Origin of the sequence: Streptomyces poonensis (assembly GCF_014650915.1) — a bacterium.
GTDB lineage: Bacteria > Actinomycetota > Actinomycetes > Streptomycetales > Streptomycetaceae > Streptomyces > Streptomyces poonensis.
The window spans coordinates 65907-80411 of the sequence record NZ_BMVW01000024.1 but is presented as its reverse complement, the minus strand read 5'-3'; the positions used below and the strand labels follow the sequence as shown (position 1 = coordinate 80411).

15 protein-coding genes are annotated in these 14505 nt (G+C 66.7%); 10 read left to right on the top strand and 5 right to left on the bottom strand.

Annotated elements, in window-relative coordinates; all coding sequences use genetic code 11:
• From IE242_RS38345 to IE242_RS34990, 10 genes are all read left to right on the top strand, one after another.
• On the top strand, positions 1 to 637 hold a 637-nt coding region (locus tag IE242_RS38345), incomplete at its 5' end, for a site-specific integrase (RefSeq protein ID WP_506417260.1).
• A gap of 1 nt (position 638) precedes the next feature.
• A complete protein-coding gene (locus IE242_RS38340; protein ID WP_229859868.1) occupies positions 639 to 1013 on the top strand; it encodes a tyrosine-type recombinase/integrase in 375 nt (124 codons plus the stop codon).
• Entirely contained in the window at positions 1010 to 1336 is a 327-nt protein-coding gene (locus tag IE242_RS35020) for a helix-turn-helix domain-containing protein (protein WP_189866716.1), read from the top strand. Before IE242_RS38340 ends, IE242_RS35020 begins: the two co-directional genes overlap by 4 nt.
• On the top strand, positions 1333 to 3774 hold the full coding sequence (locus tag IE242_RS35015) for an XRE family transcriptional regulator (RefSeq protein ID WP_189866714.1): 2442 nt from the start codon (positions 1333 to 1335) through the stop codon (positions 3772 to 3774). Before IE242_RS35020 ends, IE242_RS35015 begins: the two co-directional genes overlap by 4 nt.
• Positions 3775 to 3815: 41 nt before the next feature.
• Positions 3816 to 5147, top strand: a complete 1332-nt coding sequence (locus IE242_RS35010; RefSeq protein ID WP_189866712.1) for a hypothetical protein — start codon at positions 3816 to 3818, stop codon at positions 5145 to 5147.
• 132 nt (positions 5148 to 5279) lie between these two features.
• Entirely contained in the window at positions 5280 to 6062 is a 783-nt protein-coding gene (locus IE242_RS38335; protein ID WP_229859865.1) for a hypothetical protein, read from the top strand.
• Positions 6032 to 6337, top strand: coding sequence for a hypothetical protein (locus tag IE242_RS38330; protein WP_229859864.1), 306 nt, complete (start codon positions 6032 to 6034; stop codon positions 6335 to 6337). Before IE242_RS38335 ends, IE242_RS38330 begins: the two co-directional genes overlap by 31 nt.
• The gene (locus IE242_RS35000; protein ID WP_189866710.1) at positions 6334 to 6756 is read left to right on the top strand and encodes a hypothetical protein; all 423 of its coding nucleotides are present in this window, start codon (positions 6334 to 6336) and stop codon (positions 6754 to 6756) included. The genes IE242_RS38330 and IE242_RS35000 overlap by 4 nt, the downstream gene beginning before the upstream one ends.
• Before the next feature lie 239 nt (positions 6757 to 6995).
• Positions 6996 to 8435, top strand: a complete 1440-nt coding sequence (locus IE242_RS34995) for a hypothetical protein (RefSeq protein WP_189866708.1) — start codon at positions 6996 to 6998, stop codon at positions 8433 to 8435.
• Between the two features lie 155 nt (positions 8436 to 8590).
• Positions 8591 to 9967, top strand: coding sequence for a hypothetical protein (locus IE242_RS34990; RefSeq protein ID WP_189866706.1), 1377 nt, complete (start codon positions 8591 to 8593; stop codon positions 9965 to 9967).
• Positions 9968 to 10251: 284 nt separating this feature from the next.
• On the opposite strand, the gene IE242_RS34985 is transcribed toward IE242_RS34990, so the two are convergent.
• The 5 genes from IE242_RS34985 to IE242_RS34965 form a co-directional block, all read right to left on the bottom strand.
• Positions 10252 to 10800 carry an SLOG family protein gene (locus tag IE242_RS34985; protein ID WP_189866704.1) on the bottom strand — a complete coding sequence of 183 codons (549 nt, stop codon included), beginning with the start codon at positions 10798 to 10800 and terminating at the stop codon, positions 10252 to 10254.
• Positions 10801 to 11279: 479 nt separating this feature from the next.
• Entirely contained in the window at positions 11280 to 12176 is an 897-nt protein-coding gene (locus tag IE242_RS34980) for a hypothetical protein (RefSeq protein WP_189866702.1), read from the bottom strand.
• Positions 12177 to 12671: 495 nt separating this feature from the next.
• Complete coding sequence (locus IE242_RS34975; RefSeq protein ID WP_189866700.1) at positions 12672 to 13370, bottom strand: hypothetical protein; 699 nt, start codon at positions 13368 to 13370, stop codon at positions 12672 to 12674.
• Positions 13371 to 13388: 18 nt separating this feature from the next.
• A complete protein-coding gene (locus IE242_RS34970; protein ID WP_189866698.1) occupies positions 13389 to 13868 on the bottom strand; it encodes a hypothetical protein in 480 nt (159 codons plus the stop codon).
• A complete protein-coding gene (locus IE242_RS34965; protein WP_189866729.1) occupies positions 13865 to 14416 on the bottom strand; it encodes a DUF4913 domain-containing protein in 552 nt (183 codons plus the stop codon). Before IE242_RS34965 ends, IE242_RS34970 begins: the two co-directional genes overlap by 4 nt.
• Positions 14417 to 14505: the final 89 nt, after the last annotated feature.

Genomic DNA, 14505 nt, shown 5'->3' with positions numbered 1-14505 from the left:
CAACACCTGCCGCCCTGAACGGCGCCGCCCTCCGATACGCGCAAGACTTCTGGATACGCGCTTAGTCCGCCGGTTCGCCGAGTTCTCCAACCAGTATCCGCGGCAGTGGCAGCCGGCGGAGTTTGAGGCGTTCATCGACCATCTGCGCACGAAGACGCCGACGTTCACGGTGGCGAGCGGCCGCAACTACCAGAACCACCTGCGGCTGTTCTGCGAGTTCATCACCGATCCGCGCTACGGATGGATGTCCGTCTGCCAGGAACGCTTCGGCGAGGTGCCGGTCCAGATCCTGCACGAGTGGAACACCGTCACCCACGTCAGCGAGTACGAGGGCGACCCGAGCCGTCGGCCGCTGACCTACGAGAGCCAGGACCTGTTCGACGCCGCAGACGGACAGGTTGAGGAGATCCGGAAGCGCGGCCGCAAGGGTGCGTTGACCGCCATGCGCGACTCCGCCCTGCTCAAGACGTACTACGCCTACGGCATGCGGCGCCGGGAGAACGTCGGCCTCAACCACGCCGATCTGCGGCGCAATCCGAAGGCCCCGCAATACAAGCGCCACGGGGCGGTGTTCGTACGCTGGGGCAAGTCCTCCAGACAGCCCGCCCAAGCGCCGCACCATCTTCACCGTCCCTGAGATGGACTGGATCGTCGACGACCTCGACCACTACCTGACCGAGGTCCGGCCCCGCTTCAACGTGGGCAAGCACCCCGCGATCTGGGTCACCGAACGCTCCGGGCGTCTGTCGCGCCGGTCGGCGAACGAGGCGTTCGCGGCCGCCAAGAAGGCCGCTGAGCTGCCGGAAGAACTCGAGTTGCACTGCCTGAGGCATTCCTATATCACGCATTTGACCGAATTTGATTACCCGGAACGGTTCATCCAAGATCAGGCCGGTCACGGCTATGCCAGTACGACGGCCCTCTATACCGGCGTCTCGGACGAGTACCGCAACCGGCTGGTGCACAAGAAGTTGGGCCAGCGTTACCCGGGCATCTGGGAGGACCCGAAGTGATCAAGAAGATGGGCTACCGCTGGAACCTGCGCAAGCTCATGGCCGACCGGGAGATGTTCCAGACCACTGACCTGGTGCCGATGCTGGCCGAGCGGGGCGTCACCCTCTCGCGCGAGCAGGTCTACCGCCTGGTCACGCAGCCGCCGCAGCGGATGTCGATGGACACCCTCGCGGCTCTGTGCGACATCCTCGGCTGCCAGCCCAACGACCTCATTGAGGTCCAGGTCGTCAACCAAGAGGTACGCAAGACCGCCGGCGGTGAGACGCACGGCCCGCTTCCGGCCGTGCGCCGGACCTCGATCCGGCGACCGGAGGGCCTGTGACCGCGCCTTCTCCGACCGCTCCGTCGGTCGTCGCCCGTCTTGCCGCGCAGGCGACGCGGATGGAAGCTGCCACGGCCGCCGCCGTTGGCCAGGTCACCATGGCTCTGCCGACCCTCAGTACCGCCGACGCGAACGCGGTTTTGGAGGCGGCGGTGCCGATCCCCGTCCGCGGGGCCGCTCGATTTCTGGAGGAGCTGGCCGAGCACATGGCCACGCACCCCGACGCCCTGACCTCGGGCAGCTCTCTTTGCCCACCGGTCCTGCTGCGGCTGGCCGAGGTGCTGCACGAAGCCGGACATCCAGTCGTTCGCCCCGGATGCGCGCACTGCGGGAAAATCAGGTCTGACCTGCGGCAGCTTCGCCCCGAAGGGCGGCTCTGCGGTTCGTGCGACGCCCGAAGCCGCAAACGCGAAACCTGCGCACGCTGCCACCGTGAAGGTCAGCGCGTCACTGCCCGGCGCCCAGAGGGACCGATCTGCCACCGCTGTTACCGCACGGACCCCGCCACGTTCGAGACGTGCGCCGGCTGCGGTCAGCTCCGACACCCGGTGGTGCGACGGGACGACGGCCGAGGGCTGTGCATGAAGTGCTGGCAGCGCCCGATGCACACCTGCGCGAGCTGCGGAAAGACCGCCGCCGCTGCCCTCGTTGACGACGACGGCGCAGTCTGTCACCTCTGCTACAACCGCCATCGTCGGCCCCGGCGGCTCTGCGGTCGGTGCGGGAAGCTCAAGCGCATCGCCCGCAACGCGCGCGACGGGCAGCCGGACCTCTGCGACGGCTGCTACCAGAGCCCCGAGGTGACCTGCTCGATCTGCAGCCGGGTCCGCCCCTGCACCAGCCGCGATCCACATGGCCGGCCGGTCTGCGCCACCTGCTACCAGCGACACCGCGCTGGCGAGCCGTGCGCCCGCTGCGGCAAAACCAAGCCGGGCAACGCTCGATGGCCGATCGGGCCGGTCTGCATGACCTGCTATACCGCCGTGCTCCGCTCACCGGCCGAGTGCCCTCGCTGCGGCAAAGTCCAGCCGCTGACCGCGCGGGGTGACGACGGCGCCGAGATCTGCGGCCCCTGCGTCGGCTTCGCCGCCGACTACACCTGCAAGCAGTGCGGCCGGGCGGGCAATCCCCATAGCCGCGGCCGATGCGCTCACTGCGTCCTCGCTGAACGAGTCAACGCCCTGCTGGCTGGGCCCGACGGCACGGTCACCCCACAGCTGGAACCGCTCGCGACCGCGCTGACGGACGCTCCCTCACCGTTCCGTGCCATCCAGTGGATCAAGGAGAGCCCGAACACCAGGCTCCTCGCCCAGCTCGCAACCGACGGCCACTTGCTCAGTCACGAGCTGCTGGACAAACTCCCGCCCAGCCGGAACCAACGCTACATCCGTCAACTCCTCGTGCACACAGGCGTTTTCGAAGAATGCCATGAGGACCTCGAACGCATCCCGGGCTGGCTGGAGCACGAACTCGCGGACAAGCCGGCCGCACACGCCCGCCTCGCCCGCCCCTTCCTGAACTGGTTCCTGCTTCGCCGAGCACGCCAACGGGCCGCCTACCGCCACCATCCCGCCTCCGCCGACCGCGACCTGCGGCGCCGCGTCAGCGTCGCCCTGGACTTCCTCGCTTGGATGGACCAACGCGACCTGATCCTCGCCGACCTCGCCCAAGAACACATCGACGACTGGATCGCCGGAGCCACCAGTCAGCGGCGCTATCTGATCCGTTACTTCCTGAACTGGACCACGAGCCGGCGGCTTACCCGCGAACTCACGGTCCCCTCCCTCCCGAGACAGGAGCCCCAGGACCTGCTCGACGAGGACGACCGGTGGCCGCTCCTCAAAAGCTGCCTGACCGACGATGCCCTGCCCACGGACGTCAGAGCTGCCGGTGCGATCACCCTGCTGTTCGGTCCGTCCACCAAACGTCTCTGTCATCTGACGCCCGAGCACCTCAAGTTCGACGACAAGCACGCCCACCTGGTCCTGGGCCGCCACCCCGTCCTGCTGCCGCCAATGCTCGCCCAGCTCCTCCGCCAACTTGCCGAACAGCCCCAGCTGCGGCCGCAGCTCTCACGAGTCCGCCCAGGGCCCCGGTGGCTCTTCCCGGGCATGGTCCCCGGCAAGCCGATCTCGACGCACGGCATGACCCAGAAGCTCAACCGGTACGGCATCCCGGTTCGCACCGCCCGCAACGCGGCACTGGCCGCACTCGCTGCTGATCTCCCCAGCCCGATCGTCGCCGACGTGACCGGGATGCACCGCCACACCGCACTCCGCTGGGTCGCCTACGCCCAACGCCACTGGGCCGAGTACCTCGCCGCACGAGCCGAGGCCGTGGCATCTCGAGAGGAGGCGGAGACCCGGGGAGGTACACAGTCTGCGGTCGAATCCGCCTTGGCTTCGTTCGAGAAATTCGAGACGCCGACCACTCGATGAAGAATGTCGTCCCCATTCCAAGAGATCAAGGAGCGTACCGCATGAACAAGGAGAGCTTCACCGTGATGGGCGGCGGACTGCTACGAGAGGCCTTAGGGGCCTGGAGGGCAGGCAACCGAGCATTCTCTGTACTGTATGCCGGAATTGCCTGCGAGCACATGCTCAAAGCAGTCCTATGCCACCACGACCCGGTCCTCATCTCCGACAAGGGAGACATGGCGCACCGCTTCCATGCCCTTGGCTTCGGCGAAGCGGATGGTGCTAAGCCCCTGAAGCAGGCTAAAACGATCGGCATGGCCGAAGCCTTCAGAAGTGCTGAGATTGTCATGCGGGGAAATATGCCGATCTCATACAAGGCATTCGAGCCGGTCATGGAGTCCCGCAATGGCAGGGCGCACTCGGCCTGGCACGACGACCAGGTGACGGAGCAGGTGGTCGCCTTGAGTGTCAAGGTCGCAGATGCTATTCGGAACGAGCTGTCCATCGCATCAGACGACTTCTGGGGGGAGTTCGACGGTGTCTACACGGACTTGGCGAAGGTTGCAGCGCTGCCGGTGAAGGTGGAGCGACCCGATATCGAGACGGCGGCAACCAAACTGATCGCAGCCGAGGAGGAGCACGCCTTCCATGCCGGCGCCGTCGCTGGTCAGATGGCTGCTAGCGTCGCTCTCAGGGGTTCACATGAGCGTAGCGGTGAGGAGCAGGAGACAGTTCAGGAGTTCTCCAGCCGGGCGGCTGTGGGAACTGCTCTGCAATGCTCGGGTCTGCGCGCCCAGCGTGCTGCCGTCGCACTGCTGGAGTCCTACGAGGTACTCCCGCTCGACCGGCATCCTGTCGGTGGTACCCGGCTCAAGGAATTCCCCTACTACCTGCCGGGGCGACGCGCCGAACAGGCGCGCACCGCCCTCGCTGTGAAGACCATGGTCGCCAGGCGGGTCGCCGCCGGGTTCCAGAAGGGTTGCAGCATTGGTAGCAGCGACGCGGCAAAGGTGCTCTCTTCGGCCTACTCCAGCTCGGTACGCATGGTGGCGAGTGGCAGTCTCGAAGCCGTGGCAAAGGTGATTGCTTCGGTGTTCGAGTATGGGACGGTTGGGGCCGCCCCGTTCACGGATGACGTGGAATCGCTCGGATGGATGTTCCACTGCCCGGCCTGCGGGGCCTGGGGAGACATGTACGGGAACGTTGAGCAGGAGGAATGCCCCTGCGGCGGACACCCCAACTGCCAGAGCTCCGACGGGTTCCGGACGATCACGACCCCACGGAAGTTCTACTGCACGGCCTGCTCCTTGACGCTCGACGACAAGGAAGAGCTGGAAGCAGCAGCGCTGCCGTCGGAGGAGGAAGACCTCGACGAGAAGTGCCCGCACGGCTGACAGCCGCAGGAACGATGCCCGTAGCCCCCGCCTACCACTTCAGGTGAGCGGGGCGTCGTCTGCGGGAGGAGAGCTACCCCATGGGGAATAGTGCACGGTTGGAATAACCCCCTCCCGCCAGTAGTGCTGGGCATGCGGTCCGGCTGCTGCCCGGACCCGGAGCCGGACGAGGACGGCATCGTGGGGCGGCATCTGATCCGCAGCGTCCACTACAAGACCGCCACCGACGAGAGCGGGAACCACCTGCCCGGCGGCACCGAGCGGAATGTCCCCTGGGTGGCGATCACACCGGCAGTCAACGCGATCCGGGTTTTGGAGCGCATAGTCCCGCCCGGCCGTCTGCTCTTCGACCACGATACCCACGACCTCGTGTCCGGCTCGCGCCCGAGCACGCGCGGTGCACTGCGCCCTGGAGGGATGCGTCAGCGGATCGAGGACTTCGTGGCCTGGGCGAACACCGAGGCCGAGGCCCAGGGCCTGGAGAACGAGATGATCCCGCCCGATCCTCACGGCGCGATCGGAACCGCCCGGTTCCGCCGCACCCTGGCCTGGCACATCGCCCGCCGTCCCGGCGGGCTGGTCGCTCTGGCCATTCAGTACGGTCACATGCGCACAGCACTCAACACCGAGGTGTCCGGCGGCTACGGCACCCGCAGCCGCGGCGGCATCCACGACATGCTCGCCCTGGAGACGGCGCTGGCGACCGCCGATACCGCGGCCGACCTGCATGACCGGTTCGAGAACGGCGAGGGGTCTCCGGCCCGGCCGCCCGCCGGGCCCTGGTGGAGGCGGCCACGAGCCGCCAGTTCGAGGGCCGGGAGGTCAAGACAGACTTCGCCCGCGAATACGCCGCTGCCCGCTGGCATCTCGCCCGCGACGGCTCTGTGCTCTATGACAATCCGCACGCGCTGCTGATCTGCCTCTACAAGCACGACCGGGCACTCTGCCAGCGCGACGGCGCCGTCGACGACGCCCCGACCCTGGACCGGGGCGTCCCCAGTTGCAGCAACGCCCTGCGCACCGACCAGCAGGCGGCCCTGCTGCGGGAGAAGGCCGCGCACATCGACAAGCGGGCCGCTCTGCACCCCAAGCCGATGGGCGACCGGCTGCGGGCGAACGCCGACAAGCTCCGCGCTTTCGCCGACGAACATGACCAGTTCCGCTTCACCCGCCAGGAGAAACCTGCATGAGCCCCGCACCCGATGAACGCAACCGCATCCGCGCGGCAATGGACCGCATCCTGGCCGGCACACCGGAGCACTCCACCGGGGCCCTGACTATTGTCGCCCTGGCCCAGGAGGCTCAGGTCCCCCGCAACGCGCTCACCCAGCGCCACCCCGACCTGCGCAACGAGTTCTACGACAGAGTCCGCGAACGCGGACAGATGCCGGATTCCGAGAGGCGGCTGCGCAAGCAGATCGTCAAGCTCAAGGAGCTGCGGGCGAAGGACACCGAGGAACTCGCCCAGCTTCGTGAGGACGTCCAGGGCCTGATCCGCGTGGTGAACCAACTGGCCCGGGAAAATTCGCAGTTGCGGACCGCGCTCACCAAGCCACGCGCCCGCCTGCGGGTCCTTCCCGGCCAGCCGCATCCTCCGTACCCCAACTAAGAGCGCCCCTGGATCAGGCCCGGTTTGTCGGTGCGGGCCTGATCCTCGTCTTCAATGCCACGAAGGCCCCATACCAGCTTCGCCGCAGCCAGAACGACACCACCCGGACCCACCCGGCAACGTCCGCCCGCCATTGCGGAACCGGCGCTGCCCCTGACCGGCGTCCGCCTTCCCCCAACGGGAACGGCTATCTGACGATCGCACCTCCGTGCTGGGCCGACTGTTCTAATCTCGTGATCGTGAATGAACATCTGGAGCCCCGTGGGGTCGTTGAGGTCCCGACCCAGGCAGAGACGGCCTTCCAAGGCCTGCAGTCGTTCGAGGCGCTGGTCCTTGGCGTCCTCGCGAAGTCGGGACTCCCGACGGACGGCATTCTGGTCGGCCTCGACGAGCGGCATGTCCTGATGGAGAGCACCGGCTTCGCGCTCGCCAAGCTGCCCGTCGACAAGCGGGGCCACGCCAGCTACATCTCCAAGATGATCATCGCTGGGGCTGTCGGCCTCTTCGATGCGGCACTGAACTACCTCTGGGACGAGACCGTCCTCGAGCTCCGCAAGCGTGTCGTGAACTTCGACCTCCAGTACTTTTACGAAGTCGCGGAGAAGTCCGACAGCAAGCGCAAGGACCTCAAGGACGAGAACGACCTTTCCAAGCTCGATGACCAGAAGCTCCTCAACGGCTGCCGAGAGATCGGCCTGATCAGTGACATCGGCTTCCAGGAACTCGACCTCATCCGCTACATGCGGAACTGGGCGAGCGCGGCCCACCCCAATCAGGTTCAGTTGGACGGCCTCCAACTGGCCCACTGGCTGGGCGCCTGCATCAAGCATGCGATCACGCTGCCCTACGACCAGATCACCGCCCAGGTCAAGAAGCTCCTCGCGAAGGTCAAGGAGAAGCGGCTCGACGATGGCGTGATCAAGGAGATCAGCTCTTTCTTCGTGAACCTCCCGCCGGTCCAGGCTGACCCTCTCGCCTCCGGATTCTTCGGCCGCTACACCGACGTCACCACCGGGCCTGAGACCCTGGACAACGTCCGCCGCCTCTGGCCCGACCTCTGGAAGCAGGTCTCTGACGAGGCCCGCTACAACTTTGGCATCCGCCTCGGCCGGTTCCGCGCCAACGGCGACCAGGAACAGGCAGACCTCGCCCGGCAGCTCATCGACCTTGTCAACGGCGCGACCTATCTGCCCTCCGAGGAGCGGGCCTGGGAGATCGACACTGCCCTGGACGAGCTGATCGACACGCACAACAACTGGAACAACTTCTACACCGAACCGCCGATCGCCCGCCGGCTTCAGGAACTCGTCGGTCAGCACGGCGACATCCCCGAGGGGCTCAGCCGGAAGTACGTCCTTGGCGTCATCGAGGTCTTCCTGACCAACGGCAACGGCGTCGCCCGCGACGCCGACCCGATCTATCAGGATCTGATCACTAGGTTCAATCCGAGTCAGGCATCCGTCGCCTTGAGGTCGTTCACGGACACCGTGATCGCCAGCAAGCTGCAGTGGTCGTTCCCGCAGGAGAAGTGGGCCGAGCTCCTCGGCCTAATCGGCAGCAAGCTGACTGGCCGCAGTGACCGCGAGCTGTTCGATGCCGTTCAAGTCTTCCCTGGACAGCCGCATCTCCTGTCGAAGGATCCCGAGATCAAAGCCCAGATCAAGCGCATGGAGGGCTAACGAATACCCAGCCGGGAAGGTGAGCGGGCGAATAACGTGACGCGCGGCGTCGGCTGGCTCGCGACAGCCGGGGCTGTCGCGGATTGAGAGCCTGGGGTCAGTGTCAGTGGCGTCCCTTACGTTTGCAGCGGCAGGCTGACAGAGAGGACATGCCCATGGCTCTGGATTTCGACAGTCGCAAAGCCCCACGCAATCACAGCGATCTTCTGCAGCTCGTTCGAGCAGTGCGTCATGCCAGCAAGGCGGACGAGGCGCTCTGGCTGGAGTGGAAGTCCGAGCTGGACCTCGACCCTGCCGACAAGGGTGACAAGAGCGGCAGAGCTCATATCGCCCGAGCGATCATCGGCTTCGCGAATCGGCATCCTGACGAAGCGCGGCGCTTCGCCGAAGGGCATGGTTATCTTTTGGTCGGTATCGATCATGAGCAGATGCCTGGCGTTAAACAGCACGATGTCACGGAACTCGTCCGATGGATCACTCCATACGTTGGCGACAAGATCGGTTGGATGCCCACCTATGTTGAGGCTGAGGGAGAGAATGGCCCAGTAGCCATTCTGGTCATTACGGTGGACCCTCCTCAGTGGGGTGACCCGATCCACTGCATGCGAAAGGAGGCGCCTAGTCCGCGCAAGAGTATTTCTGAAGCTGCAGTTTTCGTTCGTGCTCGCGAAGGAGAAACGCGGCCGGCTAAGGCGCGTGACATCGACGCGCTTAGCGAGCGACTTGTGCATCGTCCTCCCTCGATGAACCTTGCCTTGGAGGTGTTGAGCGGAGTCATCCGCCCACTTTCCTGCACGGAAGAGGAGATCGAACTCTGGCTACAGGGAGAGGAGCGGGAGGCGCTGGCCTCTCTCGAAAGTCATCTGGCACGAGAAGCCCAGCCCCCAACACTCCAATCCGTTCTGTCCCGGTCCATCAGCCATCCACTCATCGAGACGCCCGAAGAACGCACACCAGAGCATTATCGCCTGCAGGTGCAACGCTATCTGAAGAAATGTCGCCAGAAGCTCCCTGAGGCCCTCGAAGAGGCGGCAGCAGCACGGCTTACCCCCATCACGCTACGACTGATTAACCATGAGAGCGCCAATCTGGAGGGGGTCCAGGTCGAGCTCTATATTCCTGGCGCGGTGCAAGCCCTTGAGGTTGAGTCCGACTGGATTGCCGACAACGAAAGATTCCCGAGAGCCCTACCTCCCCGCCCCTACTACGGCCCGCGGAGTCGCCTGCCCTTCGGCGCTGGATTTTCCCTCAACAGCGGTGATCTCATTCCTCGCGCTGGTGACACCTCCATCAACATCGACAACAGCGGCTCCGCCCGTCTCCAGCTTCCACCCGTGCACCTGCGCCCTAACCGGCATGCCGACCTGGAACCATTTGTCGTCGTCAGTTCCCCAGCCGAAACGGGCCCGGTCATCGCGGAGTGGTCCGTTACATGCACCAACCGCGATGGGGTTGAGTCCGGCACCGTGACACTCCCACGGGCTAAGGCGCTGGCCTTCTACGAACTGTTCTCCGAGGCCGACAATGCCTGAGCGTCGAACCAGGCCTCGGCAGAGCCAGCGTTAGCGCGTGCTCATGTGATCTGGTCGCCAAGTCGGAAAGCTGTCCGCCTGCAGCCATTTACCAGCTTGAGGCTCGGTGACCTCAGTACTCCCACGTCGACCGCACCGCCTCGAAGGCCATCGACGGCCGCGGCATCCTCAACGCCAGCACCTGGGGGGTGGACCTTCAGGCTCCGGGACGGCGTTCCGCCTAACTTTCCTTGAACGGGCTGGTCGAGGCGTTAAAGGATAAGCCTGGCGGGCGCTACCGATCGTCAGTGGCCGCCAGACTCAGGCACTTCGGCAGCCTTCCCTGAATGCGTCGCCGCGTCCAGCTCGCCACGGATGCGCCGCTGCCGGCCCTCGGGGAACATTCCCAGCCGCAGCCACGCCCCCCTCGGCGCGCCCTCGCTCGGCACCAGCCACACCGACACCCGCTCGGTCAGTCCCCGCAGGCACATGTCCGACGTCCCGCCGCTGCCCGGCGAAAAGTGATCATGAAAGGCGATGAGCAGCCGCGGACGCTCCTGGACGAGCATCCGGGTGTTGCGTTCCGGCCCGGCCATCCTCCAGGCCTGGGGGCGAGCCCGGCGCTCAGCGGCCCAGTCGACCGGATGACAGCGATGTCGTTCCGGGCCGAGGCAATGCCGCTCGCACCAGGCATGGGCCGCGGAGTCAGCCCCGGTCGCGGCTCCCTCGATCACGACCAGATCCTTACCATGACGGGCCAGCAGACGGTCCAGCACGGCCTCAACAGTCCCTGGCCATGGCCACCGGCGGCTCCCACACACCAGTACCCGTGGCTCCTCCAGCACCAGCGTCATCGAATCACCTCAGTCCTCAGCCTTCCAGACGGCACCGACAGCCCCGGCAGACCGTGATCACCATGCGGGCACTGGCCTGGGACGCCAGCAGCCCAAGCCCGCGTCATGCGCCCTACCGACTCAGACCTCCTTGCCTCCCGCCTCGGCCTCCACGGGGCCAAGGAGCCCCCGCCTCACAGCAGGGGGCGATCCGACGAGTGGAGGGACGTGAGCACGGTGCTGGTTGGGGGTGTCTGCCAGACGGCAGACACCCCCAACCAGTCCTTCACCTACTCAGTCGGCGTGCTGCCCGGCTCACTGCCTCCAGGATCAGCCTCAGACGCCGGCCGGCCGTCCCCGGCATCGTCGGGTGCGTGGTTTCGCCGCCCCTCGATGATTTGGAGAGCGAGCGACCCAGTGCCTGCGAGAGCAGAGATGGCGCTCAGAATGTTGTCGAGATTCAACCTCGGTCCTCAGGGTCGAGCAGGACCATCCCGCCGCTACACGGTCGGGCGCCCTCCACGCCCTCCGGCTTGATGCAGCCGACGGCGGCCCTGCACAGTGACTGCACGAGGGACCGCACAACCCGGCGCTCGCGGGACACGAGGCTCCGAACGCAACAGCCCGCCTGGTGAACGGCAAGGCCGGAGCGGCACATCTCGCTCTATTGCATGCGAAGCCTGGACATCCGCAGCAGCCTCGAGGCAGGCAGCAAGCGTGTCCATGAGGATGTTCCACGCGGTCGGCTCGAAACCGAGCAAGGCGAGAACACGGAGGCGATCAAGCACCTGCGCCGCTTGGGCCAGCGAGCTTTCACCGAGGCCTGCCCGGCTGATCAGGTCACTGGGAGTCATCTCGCGGAGTTCGTCGAGGGAGATCTCGTCCAGCGCGGCCACCGCCCACAGCGGGATGCGGGCAGACCTGAGCACCCGCGCGATGCGGTGATGGTCCTGCCCCCAAGCCTTCTGCCTGGCCCTGAGTTCACTCATGACGTCGGCGAGCCGCCAGAGTTGGACCACCCACTCCATCGGCATTCCGAGCGTCAGAGCGCGAACCGTGATCGCTTCGTCGGCCCTGCCCTGCTCAGCCAGTCTGTGTTCGGCGGCTACGAGGAGGTCAGCGTTCGTGCGGCACATCTCAGCGAACCCGGAACCCTGCACGCACCGGGCCATCGACCTCAGCAGACGCGCCTGCTCCTTGGCCCCTCGATGGACGACCGGGTGCTTGGCAAAGCTGTCATATCTGGCGAAGTGGGAGTGCATGACAGCGCACCTCGCCCGCCAGACATGGTCGGCTACGCCCTCCGGCACAGCGGCCATCAATTTCTGGGCCTCGGCCACGGAAAAGGAGAGCGCGAGGCCAACCCTCGTCGCGAGACTCCCCACCAATGGCTGCACGCTGACACTCTATCGGCTGACGCCGCAGGGGCCCTACCTCATTGCCGGGGCTGGACGTTCAACCGGTTAGCACCCCACGCTGTCTCCGCAGCGCCGTCCGCGACAGGGGCCCACTGTCCCCTAGCTCAGGCCGCCACCTTATCCGCACCACCTCGCATCAAGAATAGGAACTTCACTCTCAGAGGGGACACTGAAGCCGAACCTCTCCGGCACTCTCTCTTTCCAGACCTGCCAGATGCCCAGAGATCCCGGAGCCGAGAGTCAGCCGCACCTCCCGCCCCGGGCAGAGCCACGCCCAGACGACGGTGTCAGCAGCAGCAACATGCTGAACTTGACAGGGAAGGTGTGGTGTTCGGCGAGCACGGTGAGCATGTCCCGCTCAATCCCGATCGCGTGCCAGAACGCCTCGTCGGTTCACTCGTCGGCGGCCTCGAAGCCGTCCTGGCGCAGGTCCAGATAGAAGGAAAGCATGGATCCCTTCGGTAGGCGGCAGGGTCAGCGGCGGGGCCGTGCGGCAGCGGGCCAGGTGCCGGGCCGAACGGTGGCCGGGGAGGCAGCCGTACTCGCCTGGCGGCTGCCGGTGAGGGCGGCACGGCCAACGTTGGTCAGGGCGACCGGCTGTCCGGCGTGCAGCGGATGGCTGGTGTCCCGGGAGACGAGGCCGGAGGACTCGAGCTGCTGGAATCGTGCGTACGGGATCCGGGTGCCGGAGGCGGTCACCACCGACAGGCGTCCCGTCAGGAGGTGTTCGTGCAGCTTGGCGCCGCCGGCGATGGCCAGCAGGGCAGCGCGGTCGGCGGGCGGCAGTGGCTTCCGTTCGCCGTGGCGTGTGCTGCGGTTGGCTGTCTCGATCGGCTCCAGGGCCGTGATGACGCGGGCCGCGGCGGAGTCGCGTTCACCGGCGGCTTCCTGCATCTGGTCGACGGTGCGGTCGATCCGCTCGAACAGGGCCGCATCGGTGGGGAACTCGCCGCTGCTGAGCCGGTGCAGGAGGGTGCGGTAGAAGGTCACGCCGGTTTCGGCCCTGGCCAGCTCGCGGTGCAGGTCCACCAGGCGGGCGTGCGGCTCGTCGAGGACGCCTCGGTCCCGGTGCGCCCACAGCGTGTCGACATCGTGGCCGGTCGCCGCCTCGATGCGGTGGTCGAGATCCGAAATAGCTCGGCGAACGAGCGCCGTAGCCGGATCAGAGGGCATAGACAGGTGCTCCTTGTGTCAGCGAGCGTGGTGGTGTGCTGGGCTGTGGGCTGGTCGGGGCAGGCCCGGCATCGCGGAAGGCAGCGGTCCGGGCTTCGGCATCGGGCCGCGTGCCATGAGCTGCGGGGAGCGGGCGCGGGCAGCGTGCGTGCGAGCGCTCAACGGTCGGCGGGTCATCCCCAGGCGGCGACCCACCTCGTCGTAGACGTCGTTGTTCGCCCGCGGCCGCATGGCGACCACGTGGATCTCCCGCTGATAGGCGGAGGTCTCGGGGGCTGGGCGCACGCCGTACACGACGCGCCAGTCCTTGCGGGCATCCACGAACAGCTTGCGGTAGCCCTCCAGGTCGCCGGTGAGTTTGATCCCGAACCGCTCCGCGTTCACCACTTCCTGCAGGCAGGCGAGGGTGAGGTCGCGGATGTCGCTCGGGGCCTGCAGGAGGTCGGTCAGAGCACGGGGGTCGAAGCTGAGGCCGAAGGCCGGCTGCCCGGCGCTCATGACGTCGGCTCGTCAGGCAGGGACTCCGCGGGTCCCGCCGCGTTCGCCTTCTCCGTACGGGCCGAGGGCGGCGGGCCGGGCAGAATCCGGTGCGCGGGTCGGTCCGGGGAGGTCATGCATGCCGACAGCGGGCCGCCGGGTGCGCGGATCGCCGCGATGGCGTGGGTGAGGCAGTCCCGGTGCCAGACGAACAGGCCGCTCAAGCCGGCTTCGGGGTCCTTGTGCTGCTGGTAGGCGAGCCACAGGGCGTGCAGCCACGCGACGACGTCGTCGTGCTCCTGCCACTGCAGACACCAGGGTGCCGCCGTGGTGACCTCCGCCCCGTAGACGGGCAGGAGGAAATCGTCGACCCAGTCGCTCAGGGCGTCGAGCTCGTCCTCGTACTCTTCGCCTTCGAGTTCCAGGATCGGGCGCGGCTCCGGCGGAGCGGTCGGGCCCGGCCCGCCGAAGCCGGGCATGCCGAAGGCAGCGAACGACGAGGCGCCGCCGAGGGCAGGGGCGGAGGCCAGGTGGTCCAGCTGCTGGGCCTGCTGCGCCGACTGCTCCATCAGTCGCCGGACGCTGGCCTCGATGCCCTCAAGGTGAGGGTCCGGCACGCGAACCGGCTTCAGCTCCGTGTCGGGCACGGGGTCTACGG

Coding starts and splice junctions, on each gene's coding strand:
- IE242_RS38340 (WP_229859868.1), top strand. CDS start 639: ATGGACTGGATCGTCGACGACCTCGACCACTACCTGACCGAGGTCCGG.
- IE242_RS35010 (WP_189866712.1), top strand. CDS start 3,816: ATGAACAAGGAGAGCTTCACCGTGATGGGCGGCGGACTGCTACGAGAG.
- IE242_RS38335 (WP_229859865.1), top strand. CDS start 5,280: ATGCGGTCCGGCTGCTGCCCGGACCCGGAGCCGGACGAGGACGGCATC.
- IE242_RS35000 (WP_189866710.1), top strand. CDS start 6,334: ATGAGCCCCGCACCCGATGAACGCAACCGCATCCGCGCGGCAATGGAC.
- IE242_RS34990 (WP_189866706.1), top strand. CDS start 8,591: ATGGCTCTGGATTTCGACAGTCGCAAAGCCCCACGCAATCACAGCGAT.
- IE242_RS34985 (WP_189866704.1), bottom strand. CDS start 10,800: ATGACGCTGGTGCTGGAGGAGCCACGGGTACTGGTGTGTGGGAGCCGC.
- IE242_RS34975 (WP_189866700.1), bottom strand. CDS start 13,370: ATGCCCTCTGATCCGGCTACGGCGCTCGTTCGCCGAGCTATTTCGGAT.
- IE242_RS34970 (WP_189866698.1), bottom strand. CDS start 13,868: ATGAGCGCCGGGCAGCCGGCCTTCGGCCTCAGCTTCGACCCCCGTGCT.
- IE242_RS34965 (WP_189866729.1), bottom strand. CDS start 14,416: ATGGAGCAGTCGGCGCAGCAGGCCCAGCAGCTGGACCACCTGGCCTCC.